Origin of the sequence: Methanobacterium paludis, from assembly GCF_000214725.1 — an archaeon.
GTDB classification, from domain to species: Archaea; Methanobacteriota; Methanobacteria; order Methanobacteriales; family Methanobacteriaceae; genus Methanobacterium_C; species Methanobacterium_C paludis.
In genome coordinates this window covers 1,729,516-1,755,612 of the sequence record NC_015574.1, presented here as the reverse complement: position 1 = coordinate 1,755,612, position 26,097 = coordinate 1,729,516, and the positions used below count along the sequence as shown (strand labels likewise).

Sequence of the window (26,097 nt, the reverse complement as noted above, 5' to 3'; positions counted from 1 at the left end):
CATCATGGCAGATGGAGATCTTTGTACCTCTGATGATGTAAAGCATGAAGGAAATGTTGATTCTGCAGTGATGACCGCTAATGCTGAAAATATAGCCTGGCATATATCAGATGAATCAGAAGAACTTTTAACTCATGTAAATGCAAGCCTTACAAGTTCAAACAGGGATGCAAAAAAAGCTGTTGTATTTGCTGTACTCTCATGGATGGAATCAGAAGATTTGATCCCATCTTCAAAAGAACCAACTACTCTCAAAGATGGGGATTTCCAGGTTGTATTCGCTGCAGAAAACAATGGAAGAAAAAGTTATGAAGAACAGTACAAACTACACCGTGCCATGATAACCCCAACAGTCATAGGGTCTGACCTTGATATTGGATGTGGGAGGCTGTAAGATGGGTTTAGCTACAGCAATTGCTAGTTTTAACAGGATAGTCCGAGATTATGGGGTTGATGTCAACATAGTTTACCGTACACCTCAACTGGATAAAGATGGGAATAAGGTGAGAAATGATAATGGTCAGGTTCAAGTTGATACAACTGATGTTTCTCTCAGATGCAGTTTAAAGATTTTAGATGGAAGTGAAAGAATAATCAATAACACAGTCCTAGAATCTGGGGATGCTGTAGCTCATTTTATGTTAAAAGATGCACAATACTTGAATAAGGATACAACTCTTAAAGTTGACTATGGATATGGTAATACATATACCTATAAGATGTTAAAACCGATTCCAAAGAAGACACACATCAATGTTTATTTGACAAGGGCAGGAGGATCCTAAATGGGAGAAATAACTTCAACTACTGATAAATCTGAAATCCTTGAATTTTTCCAGGATAGATTAGACAATCTCCCTCAAAAAGGATCAGATACTGTACTGGAAATCACAAATGTTGCTGCAGCTGTAGAAGAAGTACTTTCACCAGTTCGTACAGGGCAAAATCGTGATGAAACAAAGGTAGAAGTGGATGGACTTGAAGGCGTTGCATGGCCTGATGCACCTCAAGCAATATGGATTATAGGTGGAACACAACCACATGAGATACGTGCCGTGAACGTTCAAGCATTATACTGGCCTGGAGCAATGCACCCTGTTAAATCAGTACAACATCCTGGAACTGCACCTAATGATTATGTTGCAGATGCACGTGATCAGATGGATCCTGGAGTGGATCCGGCTTTGGATGAACTTGGAAGTTGGATGGTGGATGAATGAGAAAAGAATTAGAAACAATACTCTTAGAATGGATGAAAACAGTCCATTACAAAGGAGAACAGGCCATAGATACATTTGGAACCGGACCTTTTGAAGACCTTGAAGATAGGAATGCTATAATCACAGTTCAGGATCCTCTTACTAATGGGAGTTTGAAGAGAGGGACACATCAAAGATTTACAGTCTCCTGCAGTGGGAAAATATTCTTTTTATTCCGTCGCTATGATAAAGACGGTAATGTTATTGCAGATGCAGAAGACCGTTTCAAAGCAGTTCCAGATATTACTATCCAAATGATGGCTAAAAGTCCATCGCTAGGTAAAAGGTTACAAGGTGGAAGAGTTGATCCTAAAGCTTGTAATTCAGATATAAACACACTTTTAAAGATTGATAGTGTTATTTACTATGCTTCTCAGCTTAATTTTGAATATTCTGGTCGTTTGATTGAGTCTGAAGATGTATAATTAAATTTTTCCATAATTTTTGTACCCCCTAGCTTGGGCTTTAAACTATTTTTTAATTAAATTTTGGAGGTGTTTAACATTCCAGACATGAATAAAACACAGTTAACGAACGTTATCAAACGTTACTGTGATAATAAGGACTTTGAAGGTGCAAAAAATTATGTGCACAGTTTTGGCCCACAGATAAAGAATTTTGATGTAGATAAAGAACTTGAAAAGATTGATAAATTGATTAAAGGCCCTAAAAAGCCTGAATCTAAACCTGAAATAAAGGAGGAATGATAAGAAATGTTTGTAGATATAAGTAATGAAGATATACTCAGTTCGGATACATTTGGATTTTATGTAGCCCCACCAGTAACTAAAGAAGCATGTGTGGGAACTGTAAATGGAACCAATAAAGACTTCAAAGTAAGTAGAGCCCCAATTTATCCAGCTGCAGGAATGGGAATACTTCCAACAATTGCAGATATAACAGCATATTTGAGAAAGGGAACAGTTGATACAGTTGCAACAATCAGTGCCTTAACAACTTCACTTGCTGCAACAGGTGAAACAATAGAAGATGGATTCTCATTAGCAACAGCTCCAGCTACAGCTGATGTTGACAGCGTACTTGCATCTTACTACGAAGAGATGGAACCGTTTTTCACACAGGATTTAACCCCAACTGTTAAGCAGACAACTAAAGATATTGCACGTATTAGGAGTACAGACACAGTTACAGCGTATGGAAACATAGCTATCAGCCTAAAAGCTGAACAGGTCCTTTCAAAAGATTTCTTTGAATATTACAAGAAACTCTTTTATGGACCTTACACAGGAGATGAAACAGCCGTAACAGGATACACTGCATACAGTCTCAGGAAGAAACCGATCAACCTTAAAGGATACATGACAATTGACTGGGAAGGAGATAACCTAGGCCGTATCTACTTCGATCAGTGCAGAATAGCCCCAGATTTACCTAACATAAAAGCAGGAGATAACGGTGGATTAACACTTGATATGACAGTGGCTAAAATGCCAGTTCTTGTGTTACCAGATGCAGTATAATAGTTAGTCTTAAATTTACTAACTATTTTTTTATTTTATTTTTTTAGCAATACTTTTTATAAAAATCAAGGAAAGGAAGATTAAAAATGGTCTTAGAAATACCAAAACTCTATAAAACTGAAACGATTGAATTCGATGGGCAGAAAGGGGAATTAACTGAATATAAAATAGTTGATAACGATTTGATAATTGCAATAAACGAATACGCTCATGAAGTTCAAAAAGTAACTAAAAGGGCAGAATTAGTGGAAACTGAAATAGGCCCTGATAAACTTGTAAAGGAGTATACTATAGAAGAAAATGATCAAGTCCAGGATGTATGGAAAAAGATAGAAAAATTACAGGGCGAAGTTGAGAAAATCCACTGGAAACTTGCACAAAGAGGAATGAAACGTGCCCTCTTAGGTCTAAAGAATGATGTATCTATTGAAGAACTTAATCAAATTCCAGATTATAGAATACCTATCTCCTATGCAAAGACAGTTGCAAATATGATGATACAACTGGCACAACCTGAAGTCCCACGTCCTGAAGAGAAAGAAGAAACTGGAAATGGTAAAAAAAAAGAAGTAAAAGGAAAAAGAGGCCGACCAGCAAAGAACAAATCCAAAAAGTAAGGTATATGGTGGCTCATATCCAATGTGAAACAGGATACAGTAAAGAACTTGTCTTAAACATGGGGATGAGTGAAGCTGAAGATATAATGTACAGACATAGATCAAACGAAGAACCAAAGATGACTGAAGAAGAGAAGGAAGTAGCACGTCAACAACATATACGCAAAAACAATGAACTGAAACGTAAAGCCAGGGAAAAACAAAAGGGATAAAAATAAAATTAAGTCACTTTGAAGCTGTTCGCAACAGTTTCAAATTCTCTATGGGTGCTATTGAATATGTTAGGATCCTGTGCTAAAGCCTCTGGAGAACATGTTAATTTTAATGTATAAATTTTATTTCCTTTTTGTAACATGACTTCCTCTATGATTTCATGGGGGGAATTTAGGTACCATGGTGTTGCATCATAAATAACGACATCAAACCCATTCATCCCATTTATCGTGACCGTTTTATTCATCAAGACCTTGAACTCAGGATCATTAGTTAGATCTTTATCTTCAAAATAGGACGCATTTGGAAAAACTTTACTATTGGTGTATATGAAAAGATCCCTAGAATCGTTTATACTATAATTATTAGGTTCCTCTTCAGGGCCAGTTAGTACAATATTGACTTTTCCTTTCAGATCAGAATAATTGGGGTATAATGTGGTGGTACTTTCGTAAGCATTATAAGTATCGTTCTCTTTGGTCCAATTATGAGGATATTCAAAAGAATAATATTTATTGCTATAACTTGTTGTTGATGCAGATCCCATTATAAAAAAAATTGCAACTGCAAGAATAAAAACCAATATAATGTATCTTTTTTTCATAGGTTTCCCTTTTCCTTATTTAATCTCTTACTACTTCCTTTTTTGATTTTTACTATTAACATTTTCGATTAATCTATTCTTATTATGAGGTGACCTTATGGCAGATAAGACACTTGGTATTCAAGTTCAGATGAGTATAGATGATGTTTTATCTGGACTCTCAGACCTTATAAACAAATTTACAGAAATTCCAGATAGTATCACCACAGATATTCAATTAGGAGAAGATCCTACTGCAAATGTGGATAATCTCAAAGATGAACTGGATGACCTTAATGATACCACTACAACCACTGACATTGAAGTAGCAGGGGATACCTCTGGAGCAACTGATGTTAAAGATGCATTGGATGAATTAGATGGGGATACTGTATCTGCAAATGTAGATGTAGATAATTCTGATGCGGTGACAGGTATTGATGAAGTTGAAAGTGGACTTGATGAGATAGATGGAACCACCGTATCTGCAGATGTGGAAACAACCGGAACAGATGAAGTAACATCTTCTGCCAGTGATGCTACAACTGCCATAACTGCACTTGCAAGTGCCGTAGCTGTTGCGGATGCTGAAGCTACAAGGATGGGATCAGAACGATCACTTCAAAAAGCCTTATCTTATGAAGGAGTTTCAGTTACCGCAACTAATGTTAGTGAACTCCGTAGTGAATTAAGTAAAGTTCAAGGAGCAATACCTACAGATCAAGCATCAGAAGGATTGTACATACTTGCAAAAGGTTTAAAAAATGCGTCCATGGTTTCAGCTGAATTACCTCCTGCTTTTAAATTAATTAAAACAACAGGCACTGATACCTCAGAGGCAATGTATGATTTATCATCTATTATTACGGCTTATGGATTGAGTACTTCTGAAGCGACTTCAACCACAACATATCTCACAAACGCAATCAATGATATGAGTTCAAACGCAGGAGATCCAAGTACAATATTAAGTACTGTAACTGCATTAATCCCAGCTCTAAAATCTGTCGGATATACTGCAAATGATATTGTGGATTATATTGGTGCCTTTGGAGATTCTGGTATAAGTGCTACTGTTGCTGCAAGTGCTTTAACAACAGGTGCAAAAACCCTTTCAAAACAGTTAACTGAAGCAAAATATTCTGGTTCAGATGCTGAAGGTGTTCTCAAAACTATGGGAATATCTGCTAAAGATGCTAGTGGTAATTTTAGATCTGTTTCTGATATAATGAGTGATGTACTTGATAAATCAAGTTCAATGTCTGACTCTCAATTTGAAGCCCAATATGGTATGACTAAACTTGCAGCTATGCAATTATTATTTGGTAGTAGAGCTGCACAAACAATGTCTCAATTAAATGAAAGTGCAGATACGTATGGTGCTAAAGTAACAGCAACAGGAGATAAAACAACAGCCTCAATGACTAAGATTAATACTAATACAATGACTCTCCAAACACAGTTCCAAAAACTGTGGAATACCATAACCAATGCTCCAGCCCTACCAACATGGTTATTTGAAGGTGCAGCAATAACTGTAGGATTCGTTGTCTTAGTTAAAGGATTACAACTTGTTGGAAGTGCCCTTAAAACAACCTATGAATTTTTAGGTAAAGTGAAGAGTACTACTGAAAATTTAGGAAGTAAAGCTAAAGATATTTGGCATGCTGTATTTGGCAGCGATGAAATGTCTGCAGAATTACAAACAGTTGAAACTGAAACCGGCAAATATGAAGTTGTGGAATCACGAATTGCCAACACCATACGTAAATTTAAAGCAGATGCTGCAAGTTTAAAAGATACCAGACTATTTGGTGATCTCTTTGGAGAGGAAGGTAAATTAAATACAGGAGCTTTAGATAGTTCTTATACTAAATTCAGCGATTTTGTGGGTAAAATAAAAATTAAAGCTGGAGAATTAAAAGAATCCAATGTTTGGAAAATACTTTTTGGTGATGAAAAAGGTAATTTGAACTTTAACATCATTGATAAGGTTGAATCAAAGATAATAAGCTTTGTAAATACAGTTAAACCAAAAATAGAAGAACTTAATGGTATATTAAAAGCTCCTTTTGAAGAGACAAAAAATATATCAGCTTGGCAGAATTTGATGAAACAAGCAGAGGATTCTAGTCGAGGTTATACTCAAATTAACCCTGGAAATCAGATAGCAGGTTGGGAAGATAACAAAGTAGTAAACCCTGATGAAGGAGTTTTTAGTAAATGGGCTGATTGGACTAAAGAAGTTAGTACTGGCATTGGTGAAGTTAAAGATGGGTTTAAAGGAGCATTTGATAACTATGTAGCTTTACAAGATGCTGAACGATCCGGTAAAGGATTTACTCTTATTGATGATACATACAAAACTTCATTAAAAGAGATTTCAGATGATACAACTAGTTTCTTTGACGATGAAAAAGGTAGAATAAACTTAAATCTTAACGATATAACTTCAAGAGTTTCTAGTTTTGTAGATAACATCAAAACAGAATTAAGTGGACTAAAAGGCATTTTAACTGCCCCATTTGAGGATACGGCAAATATACTCAGATGGCAGGATTTAATGAAGATTGCTGAAGACAGCGGTAAGGGTTATACTCAGGTAAATCCTGGAAATCAAATAAGTGGATGGGAAGATAATAAGGTTGTAAATCCTGATGAGGGTATTTTCAGTAGATGGGCAAACTGGACCCATGAAGTTAGTACAGGTGCCAAAGAAGTTCAAGATGGATTTAAAGGAGCATTTGATAATTATGTGGCTTTAGAAGATGCGATGAGATCTGGTAGAGGATTTACACAGATCACAGATGAAATGTATAAAGTCACAGACTCTTTGAATGAAGGGGATAGAAGTTTAAATAGTTTCTTTGATGATGAAGAGGGAAGGATCAAAGGAATTGACTTCAGTGGAATTGAGGATAAACAATCATCACTAAAAGGTAAAATTACTAGTTTTAAAGAGGATCTGAAAAGCATAGATCTTTGGGGATCTTTACTCAGTGATGCAGAATCTTCAGGTAAGGAATTTTCTTATATTACTGAAGATTTCAAAATAACAAATTATCCTTACCTCACAACAATTGCTGGAAAAGAAGATGAAGAATTAAGTTCTACAATTAAATCGATTGCCGATAAGACCAACGCATTAAAAGAGATAGGTACGGACTTTGGAAGAGAATATGGCAGTGTTATAGATAAAACAGTTAACATCATTGATGAAGGCTATAGTGATATCCAAAAAGCCATAACTAAAGAATCGGACGGTATTAAGTATTCTGAGGGTTGGACTGATATCGAACCTGAAATGAAAGCCTTCAACGATTCTTATAAAAAATCATTAGATGAATTAAAAGGAATTGATATTGGAAAATTAACTATTGAAATCCAAGATGAATTAGAATCTGCTTGGGCTGATATCGTAAGATGGGATACACGAGGAGAAGCACCAATTCTTAATTCAGAACAGGATAGTGCATTTGAAGAAAGATTAGTTGATTTCTTTGAAGAGAAAGGATTTAATGCAGAGTGGGAATCTTCAGGAAAAAATTGTACAATAAAAATCTCAAAAGGAGTCCATGTAATAGGTGAAGTTGATTATGTGGATTTTGAAGTTGATTTTGATAAACTTCAAGAGATTTTGAGCATTACTACTGAAAAAACAAATTCGTTTCTAGATGATGAGGAAGGCCGTATTAAGGGAATCAATTTTGATGGACTTATAAACAAGATATCATCCGTTAAAGACAAAGCCATAGACGCATTAAAATACTTAGATGAATTAACCACATACCATTTTAACGCCCCTGGAATTGAGGATGCTCAAAATGCAGGCAGAGATTTCTCGTTTATAGACCCAACTAATGGAAAAATTATTGAAAATACATACGCTGCAGAATTAGACAACTGGATGCCTATTATTGAAAAATATGATAAGCAAATTTATGATAAGTTCCTTGCTGATGGAAAAGTTCTTGGAGATATAGGTCGTGAATATGGAAAAACTGTTGAATATGTATTTGGGGGAGAAATAGAAGATATTAAAAAAGGTTTAGACAGTTTAGACCGTGTTGCTAAAGTTACAATAGAAGATATTAAATCTAGTAGAGCACGTAGTTCTGATGGAATTAAATATTCTGAGAACTGGACTTCAATAGAGTCTGAAATGAAGGCTTTCAATGATACCTATAAAAATTCATTAAAAGAGATCTCGGATGACACAACTAAGTTCTTTGGTGATGAAAAAGGCAGAGTAAACATCAAAGGCTTTGGTAGTAACCTTATTGATAACATCAAAGCTGGAATTGATGAAAAACTTCCAATACTAGACGCTGAAGGAACCAGCATATCAGATAGGATTCTTACAGGGATAAAAGCAAAGTTACCTGACTTCAAAACAGAAGGACAGCAAATCATTGAATCAATAAATGAGGGAATAAAGAGTATAAAAATTGAAATTCCTACAACAGGCCAAACAGGTACAACTTGGAACATGCCTTATGGATCCTCAACTGGTTCGACTGAAGGAGCTTATAAATTACCAGATGGTAATGAGATCCTCCCTCCAGAAAGTAAAACTGAAACTGGAAAAGAGAATGTAGGTTGGTTAGGAGATTCAAACGGCCTTGGAGGAATTGTTGATAAACTTAAAACCTGGAAATTAATTCCTAAATTCAATGCTGCTTCTTTAGGAAGAGGAGTTTTATCGGTTCTTGGGGATGCTGAAATGCTCCCAATGATGGTAGGTACAACCCTGGCAGAAATGAACCCTGTTAAACATAATTTAACTCCAGAAGAACAAGCAGAAGTAGATAAACGTAATCAAAAATCAATACAGGAAGAAAATGATAGGCCAAGCTTTCAACAACAGGTAGGTGCAATAGGAAATGCCTTATTCCCTAAAACATCTTCAGATGCTATTGTAAAACCATATCAAAATGCCATAAATAAGGTAAAAAACATCAAACTTCCATCTCTTCCTTCTTTAAAACTTCCATCATTATCTTCAATTGAATCTGGCGTAGGATCCACACTTGGTGGATTAGGAACTTACATAAAAAACCACATGCCAAAAATGCCAACTTTAGGCACTATTAAACTACCTTCTTTAGGTTCTATTGAATCAGGTATAGGGTCCACACTTGGAGGGTTAAAAACTTATATTACTTCACACCTTCCAAAGATTCCTAATTTGAGTTGGGGCAATTTATCTAAGGGCTTTTGGGATACGGTTGGATGGGTTGAAAGTGAATATAACGGACTTAAAGATTGGGTTACAAGCCATGAGCCAAAGATCCCAACACTTTCATGGCCTAACTTAACCTCTGGGGCTGCAAAGGTTGTTAAAGACATAGGTGATGCAGTAAACACTATTTTGGCAGATATTAATAAACTTCCAGGCGTATCCACATTAACAAGTGGAGCTCAAAGTTGGGGTTCAAGTATAACCTCTGCAATTGGAAGTGGAATTGATAAAGGAAAGGCATCAGTCCAGAATGGACTGAATACAATTTCCAGTTGGTTCCCACATTCCCCACCAAAAGCAGGCCCATTGGCAACAGTAACAGAAAGTAATATGGAGTCATGGGCTGCAGGTATTGTAGGTGCAGGTGCTAAAGGACTTTCTAATTTTACTTTTGATAAAGCATTTTCCCTACCTAAAATTCCTAGTATCCCTTCAGTATTCTCATCAGGTTCAGGATCTCAAGGAAATACATTCATAGTACAAGCTGGAGCCGTCGTAATCGAAGGAAACGCAACAAAAGACACGGTTGAAAACGCAGGAAGTTACTTGATGGATGGTATGGCAGGTAGATTAGACCAACAAGCTAATAATCGAGGATACAGCGTTACAAATGTTATAAGGTGATAAAATGGCTTATGGAGATTGGACAATTGGAGGTATTGTACCTTGTAATATTGAAAGTTTGGAAAAGGATCCGATAAATCGGATCATCACCTTTCATTGTGTTGCAGACTATGATTTGTTGGATGCAGATCCACGGACTGAGATTGCACTCTTTGACGCTATGGCCTGCCAGATCATTAACAATGATCAGCTCCTAAACGGTGGAAGCAAACTCCAGGTTCAAGGTGGAAATATCATAACCATCACAGAGGCTACACCTGGAGGGGATATAACCTACACTGCAGCCATTGAATCCGTCAACATCAAAGAAGACAGCATGTCAGATGATGCCATCTGGTATGACATAGTTGCCCATTATGAAACCACTGGTAAAAGCAGTAGTTTCGTATATATCCCTCCGTACTGGTCTTACTCAAACATGGTTTACTCAAATGGTACAGATGGTTCAAACCCTTCAAATGCTGCAGAATGGGCTGGTAATGAACTTGGTATAATCAACATAACTGAAACTAAAAAGGTTCGAGAAGTTCAGGTAAAAGGTTCAGCCTGTACGCTTCCAGCATGGATAGAAGTAAATGGAGAAAGGCAGGATTGGAGTGTTTGTCATGATGTAGGTGAAGATCCAGCAAACCTTTCAGGAAAACAAGGAGTTCAGACTTTAACTTTTAAGGACTTTGATCCATCTACAGCTGTGAATATTCACACTTCAAATCACGTTGCACCATGGTATCCTACAGTTGATCAACCTAATACGTTAATGGACCGTGGCTGCTGGTTACTCTGGATAAGGGTGATCTACGAATGATAATTATTAAAAATAGTGATGGGATCCAACTTTACGAGTTGGATTTTCCAACCCTTATGGCTGGACTCTTAACGATTCAACAGCTCACAGTCACAAACACATACACAACAGCTAAAACAATCCAGATACAGGCCGTAGCATCTGATAAAAACCAGATGGGAACTGCAGGGAGTACGTATAATTCTCAGTTTTTCAGTACAGATAATGTTAATTTTTCAAATCCTATCATAGTTACAATTCCTGCTTCTAGCAGTGTTTTAGTTTATACAAGGTATGCACCTGCAAGTAATACGATACCTGGAGAGATGCGATGGGCTTTAAAATGGAATGAAGTATAAAAATTGGAGGTTAAATTATGGCAGTTACAGCACATTTCTTTGGAAAAGGAGTATTGAATCTCTGGAAAAAAATGATGGATTTATCCAGCGATACTTTAAAAGTAGCCCTTTTCACGTCAAGTATAGATCCTGAAACAAACAGGAACATTTATGAAAAATACGCAGACATTTCAGCTAATGAAGTAGTAGGAACAAGGTACACCGCAGGAGGCATCACACTTACAAATGTGGCGGTTTCGTTGGATACAACAAATCATGTTGTTAAGTTAACAGCTGATGATCCGGCCTGGGAAACTTCAACAATAACAGGAAGATATGCAGTGATTTATGATGCTAGCACCGCAGATAATTTATTAATTGCTTTTTCTGATTTTGGAGAGGATAAATCAACAAGTAATATTGAATTTAAATTGGATTATGGTACTTCAATCCTTGAGGACGCATTAAGTTAAAGAGGTTTTTAAATGACTGATTTTTCAGCATGGGATTATGTTGCAACCTACTCACAACCAGGTTCAACAGATGGAGATAAAGTTAATTATCCAATTCGAATCACAATAACCTACAATGCAAGTCGTATGCGTTCTGATTTTGGGGATATACGATTTGCACTCAGTGATGGAACTGAATTAAGTTACTCTCTTGATAGTTATACCGCCGGTAGCACTGCAACCTTTACTGTTTTAATCCCATCGCTTCCAGCCAGCCCAGCCGCAACCATAATCAAGATTTATTCAGGAAATTCAGCAGTTACAACAACATCAAATCCTGCAAGCGTTTCGTTGTGGTATGATAATTTTTCAGGAACATCTATTGATACAACAAAGTGGACTGCAAATGTACAAGGAAGTTTAACTGAAACAATAAACAATCTTTTACAAATAACAGATTGTAATGCAACTGGTTGGTTATATGCAGGTAATGGCCCCGGAAACCAAAATCAATCGAAAGTTATTCTTCCAAATAATTATGAAATTCATACAAAACAAAAGATCCATCAAATAAGTACCGAAGCTGCTGAATGTGGTATAGCCCTTGTTGATGCTTCAAACAAAACTCAAATATTTTTAGGACACTGGAATCCAAGTGCTGGGGCTGCTGGAGGTATTAACTGCCTTGTTCAATCTGCAAAATCAACAACAAATGCCATTAGTGGATATAATGGACAAGATTGGCCCGCAGGACATGCTGTTTCTGATTTAGATACTCGAAATTATCGTATAGTTGTAAATGGTTTAAATGTTAGTGTTTATGATGGAATTACACACCTTTTTGATACCACTTTAGCACAAGCTGCAAGTAAACTTTCTATCTTAGCTTCAAAACCTGATGGTTATGCATTTTTCGATTACTATGAATTTGATTATGTTCAGGTTCTCCAAACAACTCCAAATCCTCCTGTTGTAGGCACAATGGGAAGTTGGCAGGTAACCGGATGTGTGATATCAGTTTCCCCAGCCATAGGTACTTTAACCGCAAAAACCCCAATAGTCGAATTGGGCAGTGGAATAACCATCACGGTTCCACCAGCAAGTGCCACCTTAACCGCAAATCCTCCAACATTACAAGTCGTTATTAGTTCTCCTCCTGCAGGAGCCATAGCAACAGCCATACCTCCACTCATAGCTTTTTTAATGATAGTTAAAGCAGGCGTACTATACAATCCAGATAATATAAATGACTTGAAACAAGACGGTGCAGAATGTAATATTTCATTTAACGTCATGATAGGGGATAAAGTCTATGAGTAGTGAAAATGAAGTTCTGGCAGTGATTGATATTGTTGATCGTATGAGTGATGCAGTTACGGAAATGACAATTCAATGCAAAACTCCCCTTGCACCTGATACATACGACACAGGAGAAGTATTCCAAATTAACCTGATTGACCCAACACTCCAAGAAGGATATTCAGTCGTTAAGGGAACAGTTGAGAGGGTAAAAAGGGATGACCTTGACAATAACAGGATTTATGAGATTTATGGCCGTAACATTGCCCGCATGCTCACAAAACAGCCATTCAAATACGATTGTACCAAACCTGAAAATAGTAAAACAAATTCAGTTCTTGATTTATTGAACTTGATTCTTACAGATACAGGAATTAAAATAGGAAGAGGACAAGCATTATCACAGGATATAACATTAAACACAAGCAGCACTGGAATTGACAGATTCTGCGGAAGTTGGGATACAAAGAAAGATGCAATTGATCAGCTATTTTCCCAGTATGTGAAACTTTCAGGAGTTTCAAAGTTCAGATGGTATGTAGACCTCTCAGGGTATCTCAGGTGGTTTGAAACAAAAAACAACAGGATGGGAAGTCAAATATACATCTTTGAAGATCAGGATAATGTTCTAACATTTTTAGTCACGAAAGATGCCACAAACATTGTTAATGACCAGAAGGGATACGCTGGAGATAATAACAGTCTTACAGCACATGCAACAGACACTGCAAGTATTGCAAAGTATGGTCATTGCATTGGTCCAGACATCACTGAATCTGATATGACGCAAGCTCAGTTAAATGCACGTGTGCAGCTTGAAATAGACCAAAAAAGCCAACCAGTATATACTGCAACCCTCAAATTAAGGGGATTCTACGATTACGAAAAAGGAACACAAATAAATTTCCCAAATAATCCCAATTATTCCGATATAAATTTTACAATTACAGATAGAACCTTCCACGCCGAACCAACAGCAAGTGGTGATGGTGCAATATATACGGAATTCAATCTATCTACTGATGAAACCGTGATAAGTATTGTAAATGAATTTGATACTATATATGCAGCTGCAAAAACTGAAGCTGATAAAGTTAAATGTCAGGTCGGTACAGCTCAAGCAGACGCTGCAAATGGACGTGTCCTTGTCTATGTAAATGATACAGGTACAGTTGAAAACCTTAGATCCCCCTAAAGGAGCCTAAAACATGGATAAAATTATACTCAATGGGAATGTTGCCGTAGATGCAAAGGGTGTGAAGGAAGGGGATACAGTTCTAGTTGCAACAACTGCATCAGGAGATAAGGTTGCCTGTCCTTTAACTTCAATCAAAGCCGGGGATCAAGTTGCAGTTGTTAAACTCCAAAATGGAGATAAAATGGCCGTGAAAGTTCTAAACAAGGTATGTGTTAAAATTACAGATGCATTTAGTAGAATTGCAAGCCCGGCAGGTGAAACTTTTAATCTAGGTACATTTACATTTACGTGGGATGGTGTAAGTAAGGTGTATATACTCAAATCATGCCAATCTGAACCAGTTATTGGGATTTATGCTGATGATCTTTTAACTGCTTCAACATCAAAAGGAAAGGTATCTTGTGATTATGGGGGTGTATGGAGTAAGAACCCTATGGAATTAAGCAGTATTCTTAATCCTGGAGATAACAACATCAATGTAACTGTAACAGATTTATACGGAGGGGTTATCGGAACTCCGTCTTTATTCATAGTCCAATATTCAGATTAAATTCATGTTAATTACTTAAATGGTTTATTCTTGAATATATGGTTAGACCCGCCATGTTACCATTAGTTATTTTTTTATAATCTGAAAATTGTAAATCACTATTTGTATCCCAAACAAAATAGTAACTTACGTTATTATCTTCTAATTCCCTCTGTAAATCATTGGCATTTGTTGTGTTTTTTGTTATTCCATAATATTTATCATTTAAATAATAAGAAGTATCTAAGCTGTATTCCCATTTTCCATTAGAAGCAATGTTTCCCTGCAATCCATAATCTGCTTTTAAAGTTTGACTCAAATCATAAGCCCCTTCCCCCATATTTGCAGTTTGAATTAAGTTAATCGTAGATGGGATTATAAACGAGATTACTAAAAGCATTAAAAGTATATTTCGGATTTTTACATTAAGGATATTCTGTTTAAATGCGATATTAAGCAGATAAAAAGCCATTAAAAGTAGTAAGATACATATTAAATAGATATATCTCATTTCTACTAGAATTAAAGTATAACCTCCACAATAAAGTATTATGGTTACCAACAAGCATGTCAATTTATTCTTTGAATCCTCAGAAGAAGGTTTAAAGATGAAAACTAAACTGAAAATAATTATTAAAATAGAAAAAAGTGAAAAGTTTTCAATATAATTAATTATTAAGAGCACATTTTTACCAATAATATTTAATTGATACTTAAAATAGCTTATTGATTCGAAGGGACTCCACTGTTCCATTTTAAGGTTGGAAGGATCTTCCCAAACAGTGACAGCACTATTATTTGGTGGTTTTAGAAGACCTTGATAATACATAGGGTGGCCTTGAGATGTAGGGCCAACCAAAGCGTGGTTATATTCAGTTGAGGTTCCAATAGTTGAATGCCCATATTTATCACTTATTGTTCCTATCCAAACTCCACTTATAACAAAAAATATGAAAATTCCTAAAAAGAAATTTTTCAGTATATTCCTTTTTTTATCAGTTGAAGTGCTCTTAAAATAATAGATCAAACTAAAAAAACAGAATGAACAACAAAAAAAGGGCAATGCATAAGTTTTAGTCAAATAAGCAGCAGCCCCAATTATACCACAGAATATGCCATTTGAAAGTTTATTGGAATATTTTGGGTCAAAAATAACAATTAAATAATAAACAAGTAAACAAGTAACTAATAAATCAGGAGTAATAGAAGCCACTGCAAAATATAAAACAATTGGAACTAGGGAAAACAATACTGCAACTCTAAAAATCCGTTCAATACCTAAATTTTGAGATAACCTTTCCACCCCAATTATAGTGAAAAAACCTATAATTAAAGATAGTATCTTAGCTGAAAATAATGGATAAAGTGCTGTTTTATTAAATAATAAAAATGGAATTAATAACCATGAAAATAAAGGTCCCCAATACTCATTAATGGCATTAGACCAATCACCAGCGACGTATTTTTGAGCGATTCCAATATATGAAATCCCATCTGCATTAATTAGGTATTGATAATAACTGAAGAAAAAAACACTTAATAAGGAATATAAAGTCAAAACTAAGATTAAATCAAAGTTATTTTTTAGAATAGATCTATAATCCCTCATCATATGTCCTCATTAACTTGTTGTTATTATTAAATAGTTCATATTGTCCTTAAAGATTTTTCTTCTTTCTTAATTCTTATTTTTCTTTTAAATCTCTCGCTTTAGTTTATACCCTTTTCAGTCTAACCATTAATTAGGAGAGTGATTACATGCACCTTACCGTCTGAAATAGACGTTAAACTCCAATGTGGCAGTGTCTATCAATCTAACAGCAATGCTAAGATTGTAAACCAACACCAAATTAGGAGCGTGATTAAATTAAGAAATTATTTGGAATACTTTTAATCATAGGACTGTTCTTGATTCTTCCAGTTTCAAGTGCTTCAACTGCATATAATGTGGGCATTCAGGATAAATACGTAAAGGCCACGGCTCTTTGCAGTTGTGGAGAACATTCATATACCTATCACATAGGTATCTTTGAAAACTATTGTCCTTTCTGTCATCATTATGAGTGTCTTGAGTGGAATCCAAAAGGAACAGCTGAAGGTGAATGGACCTGCGGTCATTGTGATTCTGACTTTTGTGCAGTTGATGGACGTTGTAAAAGTGGTGGATCTGGTGTGTATTTGAGTTATTATGAAGTTCCGAAACCAGTTGTTGCAAATAATGCAACAAGTGCAGAAATTGCACCAGTTCAAAAAAGCCATGGAGAACTCATGTTTGATAGAATAAGTCAATATAAGGATGTAAATCTTTTAGGAATGTCATTATAAACAAATGACTTTTAATCCTTTTTTGGAGGTAATTAACTTGTCTGATTGTTTGCAATGTGGAACGTGTTGTAAAGTTATTAACATTGGTAATTCTTTTAAAGAAATTGAAGAAACAGTTGAAAAAGAGTTTCCAAATGGTTTAAAAGGTGAAGATAGGTTTAAGAGCGATTTTACATTTATATATTCATTCTGGAGAAAGTTATCAAAGGGAGAAGTATTAAAGCTTAAACCTTCTTTAGTGGGTAAATGGAAGGAGGATAGGGAATATTTCACATGTACTCTTCAGAAGGATAATAAATGTTCCGTTCATGATAGAAGACCTGCTGTTTGTAGGGATCATCCTTGGTATGGACTTCCACATACACTTGATTATGGCTTTTTTTCAGATGAATGTGGATATAAACTTGCTTTGGAAAAAGAATTGTTTGATAAGCAGAAAGAAGGCATATTAAACCCTAATTTCAATGCAAAAATTCCATCAAACCTTATTAGTTCTAAATGACTTTTATTTTTTGATAAATCTTTTTTTAAAAGATTTTGAGGTGATCTAAATGGAAATCTTTGGAGTGAAAGATATTTTGTTTGGTGCTGGTGTCATTGGTGTATCCTTATTTGCAATTTTTATCATTGGTCTTTTCATATTTATGGTGTTGAGTATTCTTGTTAAAATACTCTTGATGTTCATTTAATTTTGCCCATGTGGCTCAGTGGTACAGCGCCAGGTTGCTAACCTGGTGATCGTTAGATCTCACAGGTTCAAATCCTGTCATGGGCGTTAATTTTTCAACAATCTGGAATTTCCGGTTAGTTCAACCTACTACAATTTGTAGTAAGTTCAGTATGTGCATTTTTTGCACTAACTCGAATGGATACAATTTGTGTCCGTTTCAGTTATCCGATATTTTAAGATAACTCAACCGTTAGGAATTTCCTAATAGTTCAGTATTTTCCAATTTGGAAATAACTCATGTTCTTTTTTGAAATAACAGTTTTTGATAAATCTTTTTTTAAAAGATTTGAGGTGATAACGTGTGAGCAGTTGGTTATATGAAACAATGCTGGAAGGATTTTATTTAATCCTTGAAATTATCCTATTTATTTTATTCTTACGTTTCTTGGTTGTAGGAAGTAATCTAAGCATTATTTTTCTTTTGATTTTTATTTATATAATTTATAAAAGGAGATGATTAATACGACTAACTTAAAACTTGGAAAATTGCCTTTTGAGAAAGATGAAAGAGATCTAAAATTAGCAGCATATATTGATAAAACAGTCTTACCAACACCACCAGATTCGACAAACGATTATGAAGCCTTTACTGATTGGGGAATGTTTCTTAATGATAAAATAGGGGATTGTGCGATTGCAGGACCTCTGCATATGTTGATGTTATGGCTTACTCAGGGTGGAAAGACACCAGAATTTACAGATGCAAATGCCCTTGAAGCTTACAGTGCCATCAGCGGATATGATCCAAAGACTGGTGAAAACGATAACGGCTGTATGCTCCGTGATGTCCTGAAATACTGGAAGAATACAGGGATACCAGATAAGAACGGAGTAAGACATAAGATAGGTGCTTTCGTACAGTTGGATCAAGCAGATCATGAGGAGATTAAGATAGCTCAGTATCTTTTTAGTGCACTTAATATTGGATTTTTGGTCCCTGCTTATGCTATGGAACAGTTTGAGAAAGGGGAACCTTGGGATGTTCAAACTAAAAATGCAAGTATTGAAGGTGGCCATTGTGTAATTGATGCAGGTTATGGAAAACTAACATCTAAAAAGAGACTTGAAGCCGTTGTACGTATTGTTAAGATAACTAAAGAAGGAATTTGGGTAATTACCTGGGGTAAAAAACAGTTCATGACCTGGAAGTTCTGGGATAAGTACGTTGATGAGGCATGGTGCGTATTAAGTGAAGAATTCCTTGTGAATGGTAAATCACCAGATGGTTTTGATTTAAAACAATTACAAGCTGATTTAAAAGCATTAGATTAACTTTTTTTTAGTGTGGGGCTGTTTCTCAATAAATATCAATGGAGCAATTGGTAATTCAAGAACATTTCCCCACACATTGTATTTTATGAACTTTTGGAGAGATATAATCATGTCAATTAGGATAAATAAAGCACAACTCCTTGATGGAGCAAATGGGATTTCAAATTTTATTAAAGCAAATAAACGTTTTCCAAATTATGCAACGTTAACAGATAGCAACAACAAACAACAGAAGGTATTGAAAGCTAACTACCTGGATTTTTATAAAAGGGCTTTTCAATGGGCTGTTAATCATGGAGACATATTCCCGAATTATGGAACTGTGATAGGTACAGGTACATCACCAATACCTCAAAACTACCAAGACAGTTCAACTACATGTGGACCTACAAGCCTATCCATGGGTAGTTGTGGCCTATTCAAATATAAAAGTGAAGCACAGTTCAAGGCAGCATGTAACACAACCAGTTCAGGGACCACACCTGAGAACTTGATCGCAGGTGCTGCAAAATTAGGTTTCAAACTAACAAAAATAAGTAGGAATATTGCAGGAGTTAAGGCAGCATTGAATCAATGTAAACCTGTGATAGCACATATACAGACAAAGAATGCAACATGTCTGGGATACAAAGGAGATTATGGGCATTATGTATTGATTAAAGGACTCAGTGGTGATGATCATTACTTGATAAATGATCCAACAAAAGGTGAAAATATAACCTGTTTATCTACGATCCTTGACAATGCAACGGATGGAAGAGAAATCTATTACTACAGTATGGAATTAGCTTAAATGTGGCCTTCTCAAGAGATAAGAAGGTTATTTTTTTAGAATTTTATTAAATATAACCCCCCATAAAGTGGAGTTAAGATACTTATATGGGGGGATGGGTTTTCTACAACCACAGGGGATGCTTTATGTAAGCATTCTTAATAAAAATTTAGTGAGAGAGGGGTGTAGAGAACTATGTATAATTTATATGAAGGAGATTGCCTTGAAATTATGCAATCTATAAAAGATAAAAGTGTAGATCTAATTTTATGTGATTTACCTTATGGAACAACAGCATGTAAATGGGATAATATTATTCCATTAGAACCTCTTTGGAATGAGTATAATCGAATTATAAAGGACCATGGAGCTATTGTATTATCTTCGTTGCCTCCATTTACGGCGGATTTAATTCAAAGTAATCGTGAAATGTTCCGTTATGAATGGATATGGCAGAAAACTTGTCCTGTTGGATTTTTAAATTCACATAAAATGCCATTACGAGCTCATGAAGTTTTACTGGTATTTTATAAGAAGTTACCCACTTATAATCCGCAAATGTGGATGAGTAAACCATATCATAGAAAACGTTCAGGTAATCAAAGAAAACATACAGTTTATTCACCTTATAAATCTTCAGAAACTAAGAGTAATGGTGAACGGTTCCCATTGGATGTTATAACATTTTCAAGGGATAGGAAAACCTATCATCCTACTCAAAAGCCTGTTAAACTCTTTGAATATATTATTAAGACTTATACTAACCCCGGTGATTTGGTCCTGGATAATTGTGCAGGTAGTGGTACAACAGGAGTTGCATGTTCTAATTTAGGTAGAGATTGTATCTTGATAGAACAAGATCCTGAATATTGTGATTTGATCCGAGAAAGAATGGGAAATAGTAAGGAGGAAATTAAATCTACAACTTTGGAAAATTTTAATTGTAAAGGTTGTTAAAAGCTATAAAAATAACAAATACAACGAATAATCTGTTATTGTAGTATGGAATTAACTTAATTTCACGCTTTAGTTTATAGTCTCTAAAAACAAAGTATTATACAGGAAGATTATTCTTTTCAGGATTTGAGGGTAATCTTCCTAAGCTGAAAACGATTCCCATCGTTTTTAATACATATACACGTCTATGCCTTACAAAAAACCATGACAATTTTTTGTAAACCAATTTAGAACTTAGATCCGAGAGGATTTAGGTTCAATTTTTTTTTGAAAATTTATTTATTAATGCTTGAATAATTAATAAATAATTAGAATATTTAAAGCATTTTTCCATGAAAATAGAATAATACTTAATTTATTAAAAAGGCATAAAAAAAGGGCCTAAAGTAGAGAAATTAATTAGCATTCCTAAAGTAAATATTAATTCAAACGATTGATAAATCAATCAACAGATTTCTAAATAAATAATTTCTATTCCAAAATCTTCAAAAATAAACTATTTAAAAACTAAATTTAAACTAGGATTTTTAGGATAATTAGTTTCAATACATTATTTCAGAATGTTTAGAAAATGATTTGCAAATTACAAAGTAATTTATGAGATAAGATGACTAAATTGGATAGAACTAATCAATTGGATGTATCAATGTTTTACAGGAGATATTTATGAATATAAAAAAAGTTTTGACCGCAGAGGAAAATGAAAAACTCTTCATGCTGGGTAACGAAGCAACTGTACGAGGAGCCCTTGAGGCAGGAATCGGAGTTGCAGCAACCTACCCTGGAACACCATCCTCAGAAATTGGTGATGTGTTATCTAAAATAGCAGATGATGCTGGTATCTACTTTGAATTCTCAACAAACGAGAAAGTGGCCATTGAAGTTGCTGCAGCTGCAGCAGTGTCAGGTTTGAGGTCTTTTACATTCATGAAACATGTTGGAGTGAACGTGGCAGCTGATTCTTTCATGAGTGTTGCTTACACTGGTGTAAACGCGGGTATGATAATTTTATCAGCAGATGACCCATCAATATTTTCTTCCCAAAATGAACAGGACAACAGACACTATGCACGCCTTGCAAATATGCCTATGATAGAACCCTCAAGCCCTCAGGAGCTAAAAGACCTTATGAAGTACGGTTTCGAATTATCCGAGGAATTTCAGCTCCCAGTTCTCATGCGAACCACAACAAGGGTATCCCACATGAGGGGAATAGTGGAATTAGGGCCACTGGAAAAGAGTTCTAAAAATGAAACTAAGAAGCAGGGCTTCTTCAAAAGGGATCAAAAACGTTTCGTACCGGTGCCTGAAGCTGCAAGGGAAATGCACAAAGTACTGGTTCAGAAAATGGAAAAAATAGGGGATGTTGTCAACAACTCCCCCATGAATAAAATATTTGATAAGGGTGGTAAAATTGGTGTTATAACCAGTGGAAGCGCCTTCAACTACGTAATGGATGCTGTGGAAGAAAAGGATCTCGACGTGAACGTCCTGAAAATTACTTTGTCCTACCCATTTCCAGAAGAATTGGTACTGAAATTCATTGAGAACCTTGAAAGCGTCGTTGTGGTAGAAGAAGTTGATCCCGTAATGGAAAAAGAAGTACTTGCCGTAATAGGAAAAAATGGACTTAAAAAGAAGGTTTACGGTAAATTGGACGGTACGTTTCCGATGATCTACGAGTACAGTCCAGACATAATTCTTAAAGGTCTCAGTAATGTACTTAACACAAATTTAAAGGTAAAAAAAGCTTCATCAACGAAAATACCAATTCCTGTACGTCCACCAACCCTATGTCCTGGATGTCCCCACAGAGCAGCATACTATTCAGTTAAAAGGGCAGCAGAGAATTTAGGACTGGAAAATGTAATTCATCCCAGTGATATTGGCTGCTACACCCTGGGGGTTGGATCGCCCTATGAATCTGCAGATTACCTTTTATCAATGGGATCAAGTATAGGTACAAGTTGTGGGTTCTCAAAAGCCACAGATCAGAGAATAGTGAGCTTTATAGGTGATTCAACATTCTTCCATGCAGGAGTACCACCGCTCATAAATGCAGTGCACAACAAGGACAGGTTTGTGGTGGTTATTCTGGATAACAGGACCACTGCAATGACTGGAGGCCAGCCCAACCCGGGTTTACCTGTTGATGGAATGGGTTATGAAGCTCCTGAGATTTCCATTGAAGATATTGTAAAAGGAACGGGTGTTAAGTTTTTAAGGACGATAAACCCATTGTTAGTAAAAAAATCACAGGAAACGATTGAGGAAGCAATAAAATATGATGGGGTGGCAGTTGTTGTATCCAGATCACCATGCATGCTCATTAAAAATAAGCAGCCCAAACAAAGAGAGATTCTACTTGGTGTCAACAATGAAAAATGCAATGAATGCGAAACGTGTCTCAAAGACCTGGCATGCCCTGCACTCACAAGTGCTGAAGATGGCTCTGTTCAAATAGACACCATGCTCTGCAAAAATTGTAACGTCTGTGTACAGATATGCCCTGAAAAGGCCATTGGAATGAAAAAATAGTTTTTAAAAAATTTCAAATAACAGAATTGCACCTACTTGAGTTACAAAATGAAATTTAGTTAATATAAATCTTTAATTGAGGAGATCAACGATGAAATCTTACGATATTTATATTTCAGGTGTTGGGGGACAGGGAATAATCAAAACATCAATTGTTATTGGTGAATCTGCAATGAGGAGCAACTTAAACGTTTTGATGAGTGAAATACACGGAATGTCCCAGCGTGGTGGTGTTGTATCAACAGAACTTAAAATTGGTGATGCCCACAGCCCTATTATAGAAGAAGGTACAGCAGACCTTTTACTGGCATTTGAACCTTTAGAAGCATTAAGGGCCATTTCTAAAATAAGTGAAGAAACTTACGTGGTTATGAACACTTCCCCAACATACCCATTTAACATAAGGGAAAGTAAAGATCCATACCCTGATGTTTCGGTGATTATTGACGAACTCGAATCCAAATCAAAAAAAGTATTAGCTTTCGATGCTGAAAAAATTGCAAAGGATGCTGGGCACATTCTTTCCTTGAACATGGTTATGATTGGTGGTGCAACAGCTGTCAGCGGATTTCCGCTGGATAAAAATGTTGTACTGGAATCAATGAAGGATAATTTGCCTGAAAAAAGTCTTGAAATCAACATGAAAGCATTTAATGAAGGACTTAGGGCTTGTTCATCCAAATAACCTTTTAAATAATTTTTTATAACTTCTTATTCTCTCTTTATATTATCTATAAAACCTTAATTTTCTTTTTTAAAATGATATTATAATATGAATTAATAACCCTAAAATTATTGAGAAAGATTTAGGAACTTTGATTTGGGGTTTATCCAATTTAGAATTAAAAAAAATTATTTAAAGAAAATTTAGATAAAGGAAATTTAGATGCCGTAAACCTCTGCATCTGTTAAAACATCTGCATCACTATTTTGCAGTGCTTCAAGTCCTGCATCAATGTTTTCAGGATGTAATATGACAATTGCCCTGCTTTTATTTTGTTCAACGAATGCGTAAAGATATTCAAGGTTTATATCTGATCTATTGAGGATCTTGAGAATTTTATTGAGTCCTCCGGGTTTGTCCGTGATCCCAACAGCTATAACTTCTCCTATTTTGACTAGGAATCCTTTTTTTTCAAGTACTTCCTTGGCTTCATCTGGTTTTGGCACAACCAACCTTAAAATCCCAAAATCAGATGTGTCTGCAAGTGAGAGTGCTCTTATGTTGATCCCTGCCTCTTCAAGAACGTCAAGTGCTTTCCACATTCTACCTTTTTTATTTTCCAAAAATATTGACAGCTGTTTTATCATTTTATTCCTCCTTTCTGTTTTTTTTGTATGTACTTTTTAACCGAATGCACCGTGTAACCTAAAATGCATTTAAAGAAATTAAATTGTCTCTTTTGAGTTTTTATCCTAACTCTAAGATCTCATAATCTCCCTATCATAATTCCCTTTTATCTATAACTCTAATAGCTTTTCCTTCGCTTCTAGGAAGAGTTCTTGGCTCTACAAGAGTTACATTGACCCTTAAACCAATTTCACTGTGGACATGATCTTCAATTTTCTTTGTTATACCTACAAGTTCTCTGACTTCATCTGAAAAGAGTTCTGGTGAAGCTTCGACCTGTATTTCCAGTTCATCAAGCTGTCCCGGTCTTGTGACTATGATCTGGTAGTGCGGTTCCAATCCATCTATCTTTAAAAGGGCTTTCTCGATCTGTGATGGGAAGATTGAAACTCCTCTGATCTTCAGCATGTCATCTGAACGTCCGGTAATCCTGTCCATTTTTACAAGTGTCCTTCCACACTTGCACGTCCCTCTCCTGAGGGTTGTAATGTCCTTTGTTCGGAAACGTATAAGTGGCATGCCCTCACGGGTCAGCGTTGTAAGGACTAGCTCTCCTTTCTCACCGTCTGGCAGAGTTTGGAGTGTTTGAGGGTCTATGATCTCTGGATAGAAATGATCTTCAAATATGTGCAATCCGTTCTGTTCTTGACATTCGAGCCCTATTCCAGGTCCCATTATTTCTGTAAGTCCATATATGTTGTATGCTGGTGCTTTGAATTTTTCTTCTATCTTTTCACGCATTTCCTGGGTCCAACCTTCAGCTCCAAAACCTATAGCCTTCAAATTTAGTTCTTCCATATTTATTCCGTCATCTGCAAATTCCTCTGCAAGATAAAGTCCGTAGGATGGTGTTACAATCAGAACAGTTGTACCAAAGTCATGCATGATCTCCATCTGTCTCTTTGATTGGCCCGTTGAGATTGGAATCACAGTTGCCCCAATTTTCTGGGCACCGTAGTGAACACCGAATCCTCCTGTAAACAATCCGTATCCATGTGTGTTTTGGATAATGTCGTCATCTGTAACTCCTACCATGGTCAAACCTCGCGCCATGCATTCGCTCCAGATTTCAAGGTCGCCTCTTGTGTACCCTGATACTGTGGGTTTTCCAGTTGTTCCTGAAGATGTGTGCACTTCAATTATCTCTTTTCTTGGAACTGCAAACATTCCAAAGGGATAAGCTTCTCTGAGATCATTTTTAGTGGTGTATGGAACCTTTTCTATGTCTTTTAAGTTTTTAATGTCCTCTGGTTTAATTCCAGCATCATCAAAATGCTTCTTGTAGTAAGGTACATTTTCGTAGGCTTTTTTTACAATACTCTGTAATCGTTTAAGCTGTAAATCTTTTTTATTATCCTCAGACATGCATTCTACTTCTTCATTCCAGATCATTTTATCCCCTGTCAAATTTAATTATTCTATTCTTGATTTATCTGTTAAATTAAGTAAAAATTGCTTTTATTTAGCCTTTATAAGTTCTAAAATTCCCGTTAAGAGATTTATTTCAAGATTTGATTTTAAAACATTTATTTC

27 protein-coding genes and 1 tRNA gene are annotated in these 26,097 nt (G+C 35.7%); 24 read left to right on the top strand and 4 right to left on the bottom strand.

The window, feature by feature from the left end:
- Positions 1-4 precede the first annotated feature (4 nt).
- From MSWAN_RS08085 to MSWAN_RS08050, 8 genes are all read left to right on the top strand, one after another.
- On the top strand, positions 5-394 hold the full coding sequence (locus tag MSWAN_RS08085; RefSeq protein WP_013826141.1) for a hypothetical protein: 390 nt from the start codon (positions 5-7) through the stop codon (positions 392-394).
- 1 nt (position 395) lies between these two features.
- A complete protein-coding gene (locus MSWAN_RS08080; protein WP_013826140.1) occupies positions 396-785 on the top strand; it encodes a hypothetical protein in 390 nt (129 codons plus the stop codon).
- Positions 786-1,220 (top strand): hypothetical protein, encoded by a 435-nt coding sequence (locus MSWAN_RS08075; protein ID WP_013826139.1) that lies wholly within the window; start codon positions 786-788, stop codon positions 1,218-1,220.
- A gap of 32 nt (positions 1,221-1,252) precedes the next feature.
- Positions 1,253-1,684, top strand: coding sequence for a hypothetical protein (locus MSWAN_RS08070; RefSeq protein ID WP_144011570.1), 432 nt, complete (start codon positions 1,253-1,255; stop codon positions 1,682-1,684).
- 87 nt (positions 1,685-1,771) lie between these two features.
- The gene (locus MSWAN_RS08065) at positions 1,772-1,966 is read left to right on the top strand and encodes a hypothetical protein (RefSeq protein WP_013826137.1); all 195 of its coding nucleotides are present in this window, start codon (positions 1,772-1,774) and stop codon (positions 1,964-1,966) included.
- 6 nt (positions 1,967-1,972) lie between these two features.
- A complete protein-coding gene (locus MSWAN_RS08060; protein ID WP_013826136.1) occupies positions 1,973-2,740 on the top strand; it encodes a hypothetical protein in 768 nt (255 codons plus the stop codon).
- Positions 2,741-2,826: 86 nt separating this feature from the next.
- Complete coding sequence (locus tag MSWAN_RS08055; RefSeq protein ID WP_013826135.1) at positions 2,827-3,357, top strand: hypothetical protein; 531 nt, start codon at positions 2,827-2,829, stop codon at positions 3,355-3,357.
- 5 nt (positions 3,358-3,362) lie between these two features.
- Positions 3,363-3,569: a hypothetical protein gene (locus MSWAN_RS08050; protein ID WP_013826134.1), complete on the top strand. Its 207-nt coding sequence runs from the start codon at positions 3,363-3,365 to the stop codon at positions 3,567-3,569.
- A gap of 8 nt (positions 3,570-3,577) precedes the next feature.
- On the opposite strand, the gene MSWAN_RS08045 is transcribed toward MSWAN_RS08050, so the two are convergent.
- Entirely contained in the window at positions 3,578-4,174 is a 597-nt protein-coding gene (locus MSWAN_RS08045; RefSeq protein ID WP_013826133.1) for a PsbP-related protein, read from the bottom strand.
- A gap of 97 nt (positions 4,175-4,271) precedes the next feature.
- On the opposite strand from MSWAN_RS08045, the gene MSWAN_RS08040 reads away from it, so the two are divergent.
- Genes MSWAN_RS08040 through MSWAN_RS08010 form a run of 7 tightly spaced genes read left to right on the top strand, consistent with a single transcriptional unit; the run spans position 4,272 to position 14,640 of the window.
- Entirely contained in the window at positions 4,272-10,019 is a 5,748-nt protein-coding gene (locus MSWAN_RS08040; protein ID WP_013826132.1) for a phage tail tape measure protein, read from the top strand.
- Between the two features lie 4 nt (positions 10,020-10,023).
- The gene (locus MSWAN_RS08035) at positions 10,024-10,824 is read left to right on the top strand and encodes a hypothetical protein (RefSeq protein ID WP_013826131.1); all 801 of its coding nucleotides are present in this window, start codon (positions 10,024-10,026) and stop codon (positions 10,822-10,824) included.
- Complete coding sequence (locus tag MSWAN_RS08030; protein ID WP_013826130.1) at positions 10,821-11,162, top strand: hypothetical protein; 342 nt, start codon at positions 10,821-10,823, stop codon at positions 11,160-11,162. Before MSWAN_RS08035 ends, MSWAN_RS08030 begins: the two co-directional genes overlap by 4 nt.
- Before the next feature lie 17 nt (positions 11,163-11,179).
- Complete coding sequence (locus MSWAN_RS08025; protein WP_013826129.1) at positions 11,180-11,614, top strand: hypothetical protein; 435 nt, start codon at positions 11,180-11,182, stop codon at positions 11,612-11,614.
- Positions 11,615-11,626: 12 nt separating this feature from the next.
- The gene (locus tag MSWAN_RS08020; RefSeq protein ID WP_013826128.1) at positions 11,627-12,913 is read left to right on the top strand and encodes a DUF2341 domain-containing protein; all 1,287 of its coding nucleotides are present in this window, start codon (positions 11,627-11,629) and stop codon (positions 12,911-12,913) included.
- Complete coding sequence (locus MSWAN_RS08015; RefSeq protein WP_013826127.1) at positions 12,906-14,087, top strand: hypothetical protein; 1,182 nt, start codon at positions 12,906-12,908, stop codon at positions 14,085-14,087. The genes MSWAN_RS08020 and MSWAN_RS08015 overlap by 8 nt, the downstream gene beginning before the upstream one ends.
- A gap of 13 nt (positions 14,088-14,100) precedes the next feature.
- Positions 14,101-14,640 (top strand): hypothetical protein, encoded by a 540-nt coding sequence (locus MSWAN_RS08010; protein WP_013826126.1) that lies wholly within the window; start codon positions 14,101-14,103, stop codon positions 14,638-14,640.
- A 7-nt stretch (positions 14,641-14,647) separates the two neighbouring features.
- Here the strand turns inward: MSWAN_RS08010 and MSWAN_RS08005 are convergent, their stop codons facing one another.
- On the bottom strand, positions 14,648-16,228 hold the full coding sequence (locus MSWAN_RS08005; protein ID WP_013826125.1) for a hypothetical protein: 1,581 nt from the start codon (positions 16,226-16,228) through the stop codon (positions 14,648-14,650).
- Positions 16,229-16,527: 299 nt separating this feature from the next.
- On the opposite strand from MSWAN_RS08005, the gene MSWAN_RS12320 reads away from it, so the two are divergent.
- The 9 genes from MSWAN_RS12320 to MSWAN_RS07965 all read left to right on the top strand — a co-directional run bounded on the left by MSWAN_RS12320 (position 16,528) and on the right by MSWAN_RS07965 (position 23,898).
- On the top strand, positions 16,528-16,944 hold the full coding sequence (locus tag MSWAN_RS12320; protein WP_013826124.1) for a hypothetical protein: 417 nt from the start codon (positions 16,528-16,530) through the stop codon (positions 16,942-16,944).
- Positions 16,945-16,981: 37 nt separating this feature from the next.
- Complete coding sequence (locus tag MSWAN_RS07995) at positions 16,982-17,446, top strand: YkgJ family cysteine cluster protein (protein ID WP_013826123.1); 465 nt, start codon at positions 16,982-16,984, stop codon at positions 17,444-17,446.
- Positions 17,447-17,495: 49 nt separating this feature from the next.
- A complete protein-coding gene (locus tag MSWAN_RS12810) occupies positions 17,496-17,633 on the top strand; it encodes a hypothetical protein (RefSeq protein ID WP_013826122.1) in 138 nt (45 codons plus the stop codon).
- 4 nt (positions 17,634-17,637) lie between these two features.
- Positions 17,638-17,719 (top strand) — tRNA-Ser (locus MSWAN_RS07990).
- A 441-nt stretch (positions 17,720-18,160) separates the two neighbouring features.
- Positions 18,161-18,946 (top strand): C1 family peptidase, encoded by a 786-nt coding sequence (locus tag MSWAN_RS07985; protein WP_048188040.1) that lies wholly within the window; start codon positions 18,161-18,163, stop codon positions 18,944-18,946.
- Between the two features lie 109 nt (positions 18,947-19,055).
- Positions 19,056-19,739, top strand: coding sequence for a cysteine peptidase family C39 domain-containing protein (locus MSWAN_RS07980; RefSeq protein ID WP_013826120.1), 684 nt, complete (start codon positions 19,056-19,058; stop codon positions 19,737-19,739).
- Positions 19,740-19,913: 174 nt separating this feature from the next.
- Positions 19,914-20,675, top strand: coding sequence for a DNA-methyltransferase (locus tag MSWAN_RS07975; RefSeq protein WP_013826119.1), 762 nt, complete (start codon positions 19,914-19,916; stop codon positions 20,673-20,675).
- A 666-nt stretch (positions 20,676-21,341) separates the two neighbouring features.
- Positions 21,342-23,213: an indolepyruvate ferredoxin oxidoreductase subunit alpha gene (iorA, locus tag MSWAN_RS07970; protein WP_013826118.1), complete on the top strand. Its 1,872-nt coding sequence runs from the start codon at positions 21,342-21,344 to the stop codon at positions 23,211-23,213.
- A 91-nt stretch (positions 23,214-23,304) separates the two neighbouring features.
- The gene (locus tag MSWAN_RS07965; protein ID WP_013826117.1) at positions 23,305-23,898 is read left to right on the top strand and encodes an indolepyruvate oxidoreductase subunit beta; all 594 of its coding nucleotides are present in this window, start codon (positions 23,305-23,307) and stop codon (positions 23,896-23,898) included.
- A gap of 197 nt (positions 23,899-24,095) precedes the next feature.
- Here the strand turns inward: MSWAN_RS07965 and MSWAN_RS07960 are convergent, their stop codons facing one another.
- Both MSWAN_RS07960 and MSWAN_RS07955 read right to left on the bottom strand, forming a co-directional pair.
- Positions 24,096-24,524 carry an ACT domain-containing protein gene (locus MSWAN_RS07960; RefSeq protein ID WP_013826116.1) on the bottom strand — a complete coding sequence of 143 codons (429 nt, stop codon included), beginning with the start codon at positions 24,522-24,524 and terminating at the stop codon, positions 24,096-24,098.
- A 133-nt stretch (positions 24,525-24,657) separates the two neighbouring features.
- Positions 24,658-25,956: a phenylacetate--CoA ligase family protein gene (locus MSWAN_RS07955; protein WP_013826115.1), complete on the bottom strand. Its 1,299-nt coding sequence runs from the start codon at positions 25,954-25,956 to the stop codon at positions 24,658-24,660.
- Positions 25,957-26,097: the final 141 nt, after the last annotated feature.

What these genes read in the sequence shown, in the direction of transcription:
- MSWAN_RS08085 (WP_013826141.1), top strand. Translation starts at nt 5, where the DNA reads ATGGCAGATGGAGATCTTTGTACCTCTGATGATGTAAAGCATGAAGGA.
- MSWAN_RS08080 (WP_013826140.1), top strand. Translation starts at nt 396, where the DNA reads ATGGGTTTAGCTACAGCAATTGCTAGTTTTAACAGGATAGTCCGAGAT.
- MSWAN_RS08075 (WP_013826139.1), top strand. Translation starts at nt 786, where the DNA reads ATGGGAGAAATAACTTCAACTACTGATAAATCTGAAATCCTTGAATTT.
- MSWAN_RS08070 (WP_144011570.1), top strand. Translation starts at nt 1,253, where the DNA reads ATGAAAACAGTCCATTACAAAGGAGAACAGGCCATAGATACATTTGGA.
- MSWAN_RS08065 (WP_013826137.1), top strand. Translation starts at nt 1,772, where the DNA reads ATGAATAAAACACAGTTAACGAACGTTATCAAACGTTACTGTGATAAT.
- MSWAN_RS08060 (WP_013826136.1), top strand. Translation starts at nt 1,973, where the DNA reads ATGTTTGTAGATATAAGTAATGAAGATATACTCAGTTCGGATACATTT.
- MSWAN_RS08055 (WP_013826135.1), top strand. Translation starts at nt 2,827, where the DNA reads ATGGTCTTAGAAATACCAAAACTCTATAAAACTGAAACGATTGAATTC.
- MSWAN_RS08050 (WP_013826134.1), top strand. Translation starts at nt 3,363, where the DNA reads ATGGTGGCTCATATCCAATGTGAAACAGGATACAGTAAAGAACTTGTC.
- MSWAN_RS08045 (WP_013826133.1), bottom strand. Translation starts at nt 4,174, where the DNA reads ATGAAAAAAAGATACATTATATTGGTTTTTATTCTTGCAGTTGCAATT.
- MSWAN_RS08040 (WP_013826132.1), top strand. Translation starts at nt 4,272, where the DNA reads ATGGCAGATAAGACACTTGGTATTCAAGTTCAGATGAGTATAGATGAT.
- MSWAN_RS08035 (WP_013826131.1), top strand. Translation starts at nt 10,024, where the DNA reads ATGGCTTATGGAGATTGGACAATTGGAGGTATTGTACCTTGTAATATT.
- MSWAN_RS08030 (WP_013826130.1), top strand. Translation starts at nt 10,821, where the DNA reads ATGATAATTATTAAAAATAGTGATGGGATCCAACTTTACGAGTTGGAT.
- MSWAN_RS08025 (WP_013826129.1), top strand. Translation starts at nt 11,180, where the DNA reads ATGGCAGTTACAGCACATTTCTTTGGAAAAGGAGTATTGAATCTCTGG.
- MSWAN_RS08020 (WP_013826128.1), top strand. Translation starts at nt 11,627, where the DNA reads ATGACTGATTTTTCAGCATGGGATTATGTTGCAACCTACTCACAACCA.
- MSWAN_RS08015 (WP_013826127.1), top strand. Translation starts at nt 12,906, where the DNA reads ATGAGTAGTGAAAATGAAGTTCTGGCAGTGATTGATATTGTTGATCGT.
- MSWAN_RS08010 (WP_013826126.1), top strand. Translation starts at nt 14,101, where the DNA reads ATGGATAAAATTATACTCAATGGGAATGTTGCCGTAGATGCAAAGGGT.
- MSWAN_RS08005 (WP_013826125.1), bottom strand. Translation starts at nt 16,228, where the DNA reads ATGAGGGATTATAGATCTATTCTAAAAAATAACTTTGATTTAATCTTA.
- MSWAN_RS12810 (WP_013826122.1), top strand. Translation starts at nt 17,496, where the DNA reads ATGGAAATCTTTGGAGTGAAAGATATTTTGTTTGGTGCTGGTGTCATT.
- MSWAN_RS07980 (WP_013826120.1), top strand. Translation starts at nt 19,056, where the DNA reads ATGTCAATTAGGATAAATAAAGCACAACTCCTTGATGGAGCAAATGGG.
- MSWAN_RS07975 (WP_013826119.1), top strand. Translation starts at nt 19,914, where the DNA reads ATGTATAATTTATATGAAGGAGATTGCCTTGAAATTATGCAATCTATA.
- iorA (WP_013826118.1), top strand. Translation starts at nt 21,342, where the DNA reads ATGAATATAAAAAAAGTTTTGACCGCAGAGGAAAATGAAAAACTCTTC.
- MSWAN_RS07965 (WP_013826117.1), top strand. Translation starts at nt 23,305, where the DNA reads ATGAAATCTTACGATATTTATATTTCAGGTGTTGGGGGACAGGGAATA.
- MSWAN_RS07960 (WP_013826116.1), bottom strand. Translation starts at nt 24,524, where the DNA reads ATGATAAAACAGCTGTCAATATTTTTGGAAAATAAAAAAGGTAGAATG.
- MSWAN_RS07955 (WP_013826115.1), bottom strand. Translation starts at nt 25,956, where the DNA reads ATGATCTGGAATGAAGAAGTAGAATGCATGTCTGAGGATAATAAAAAA.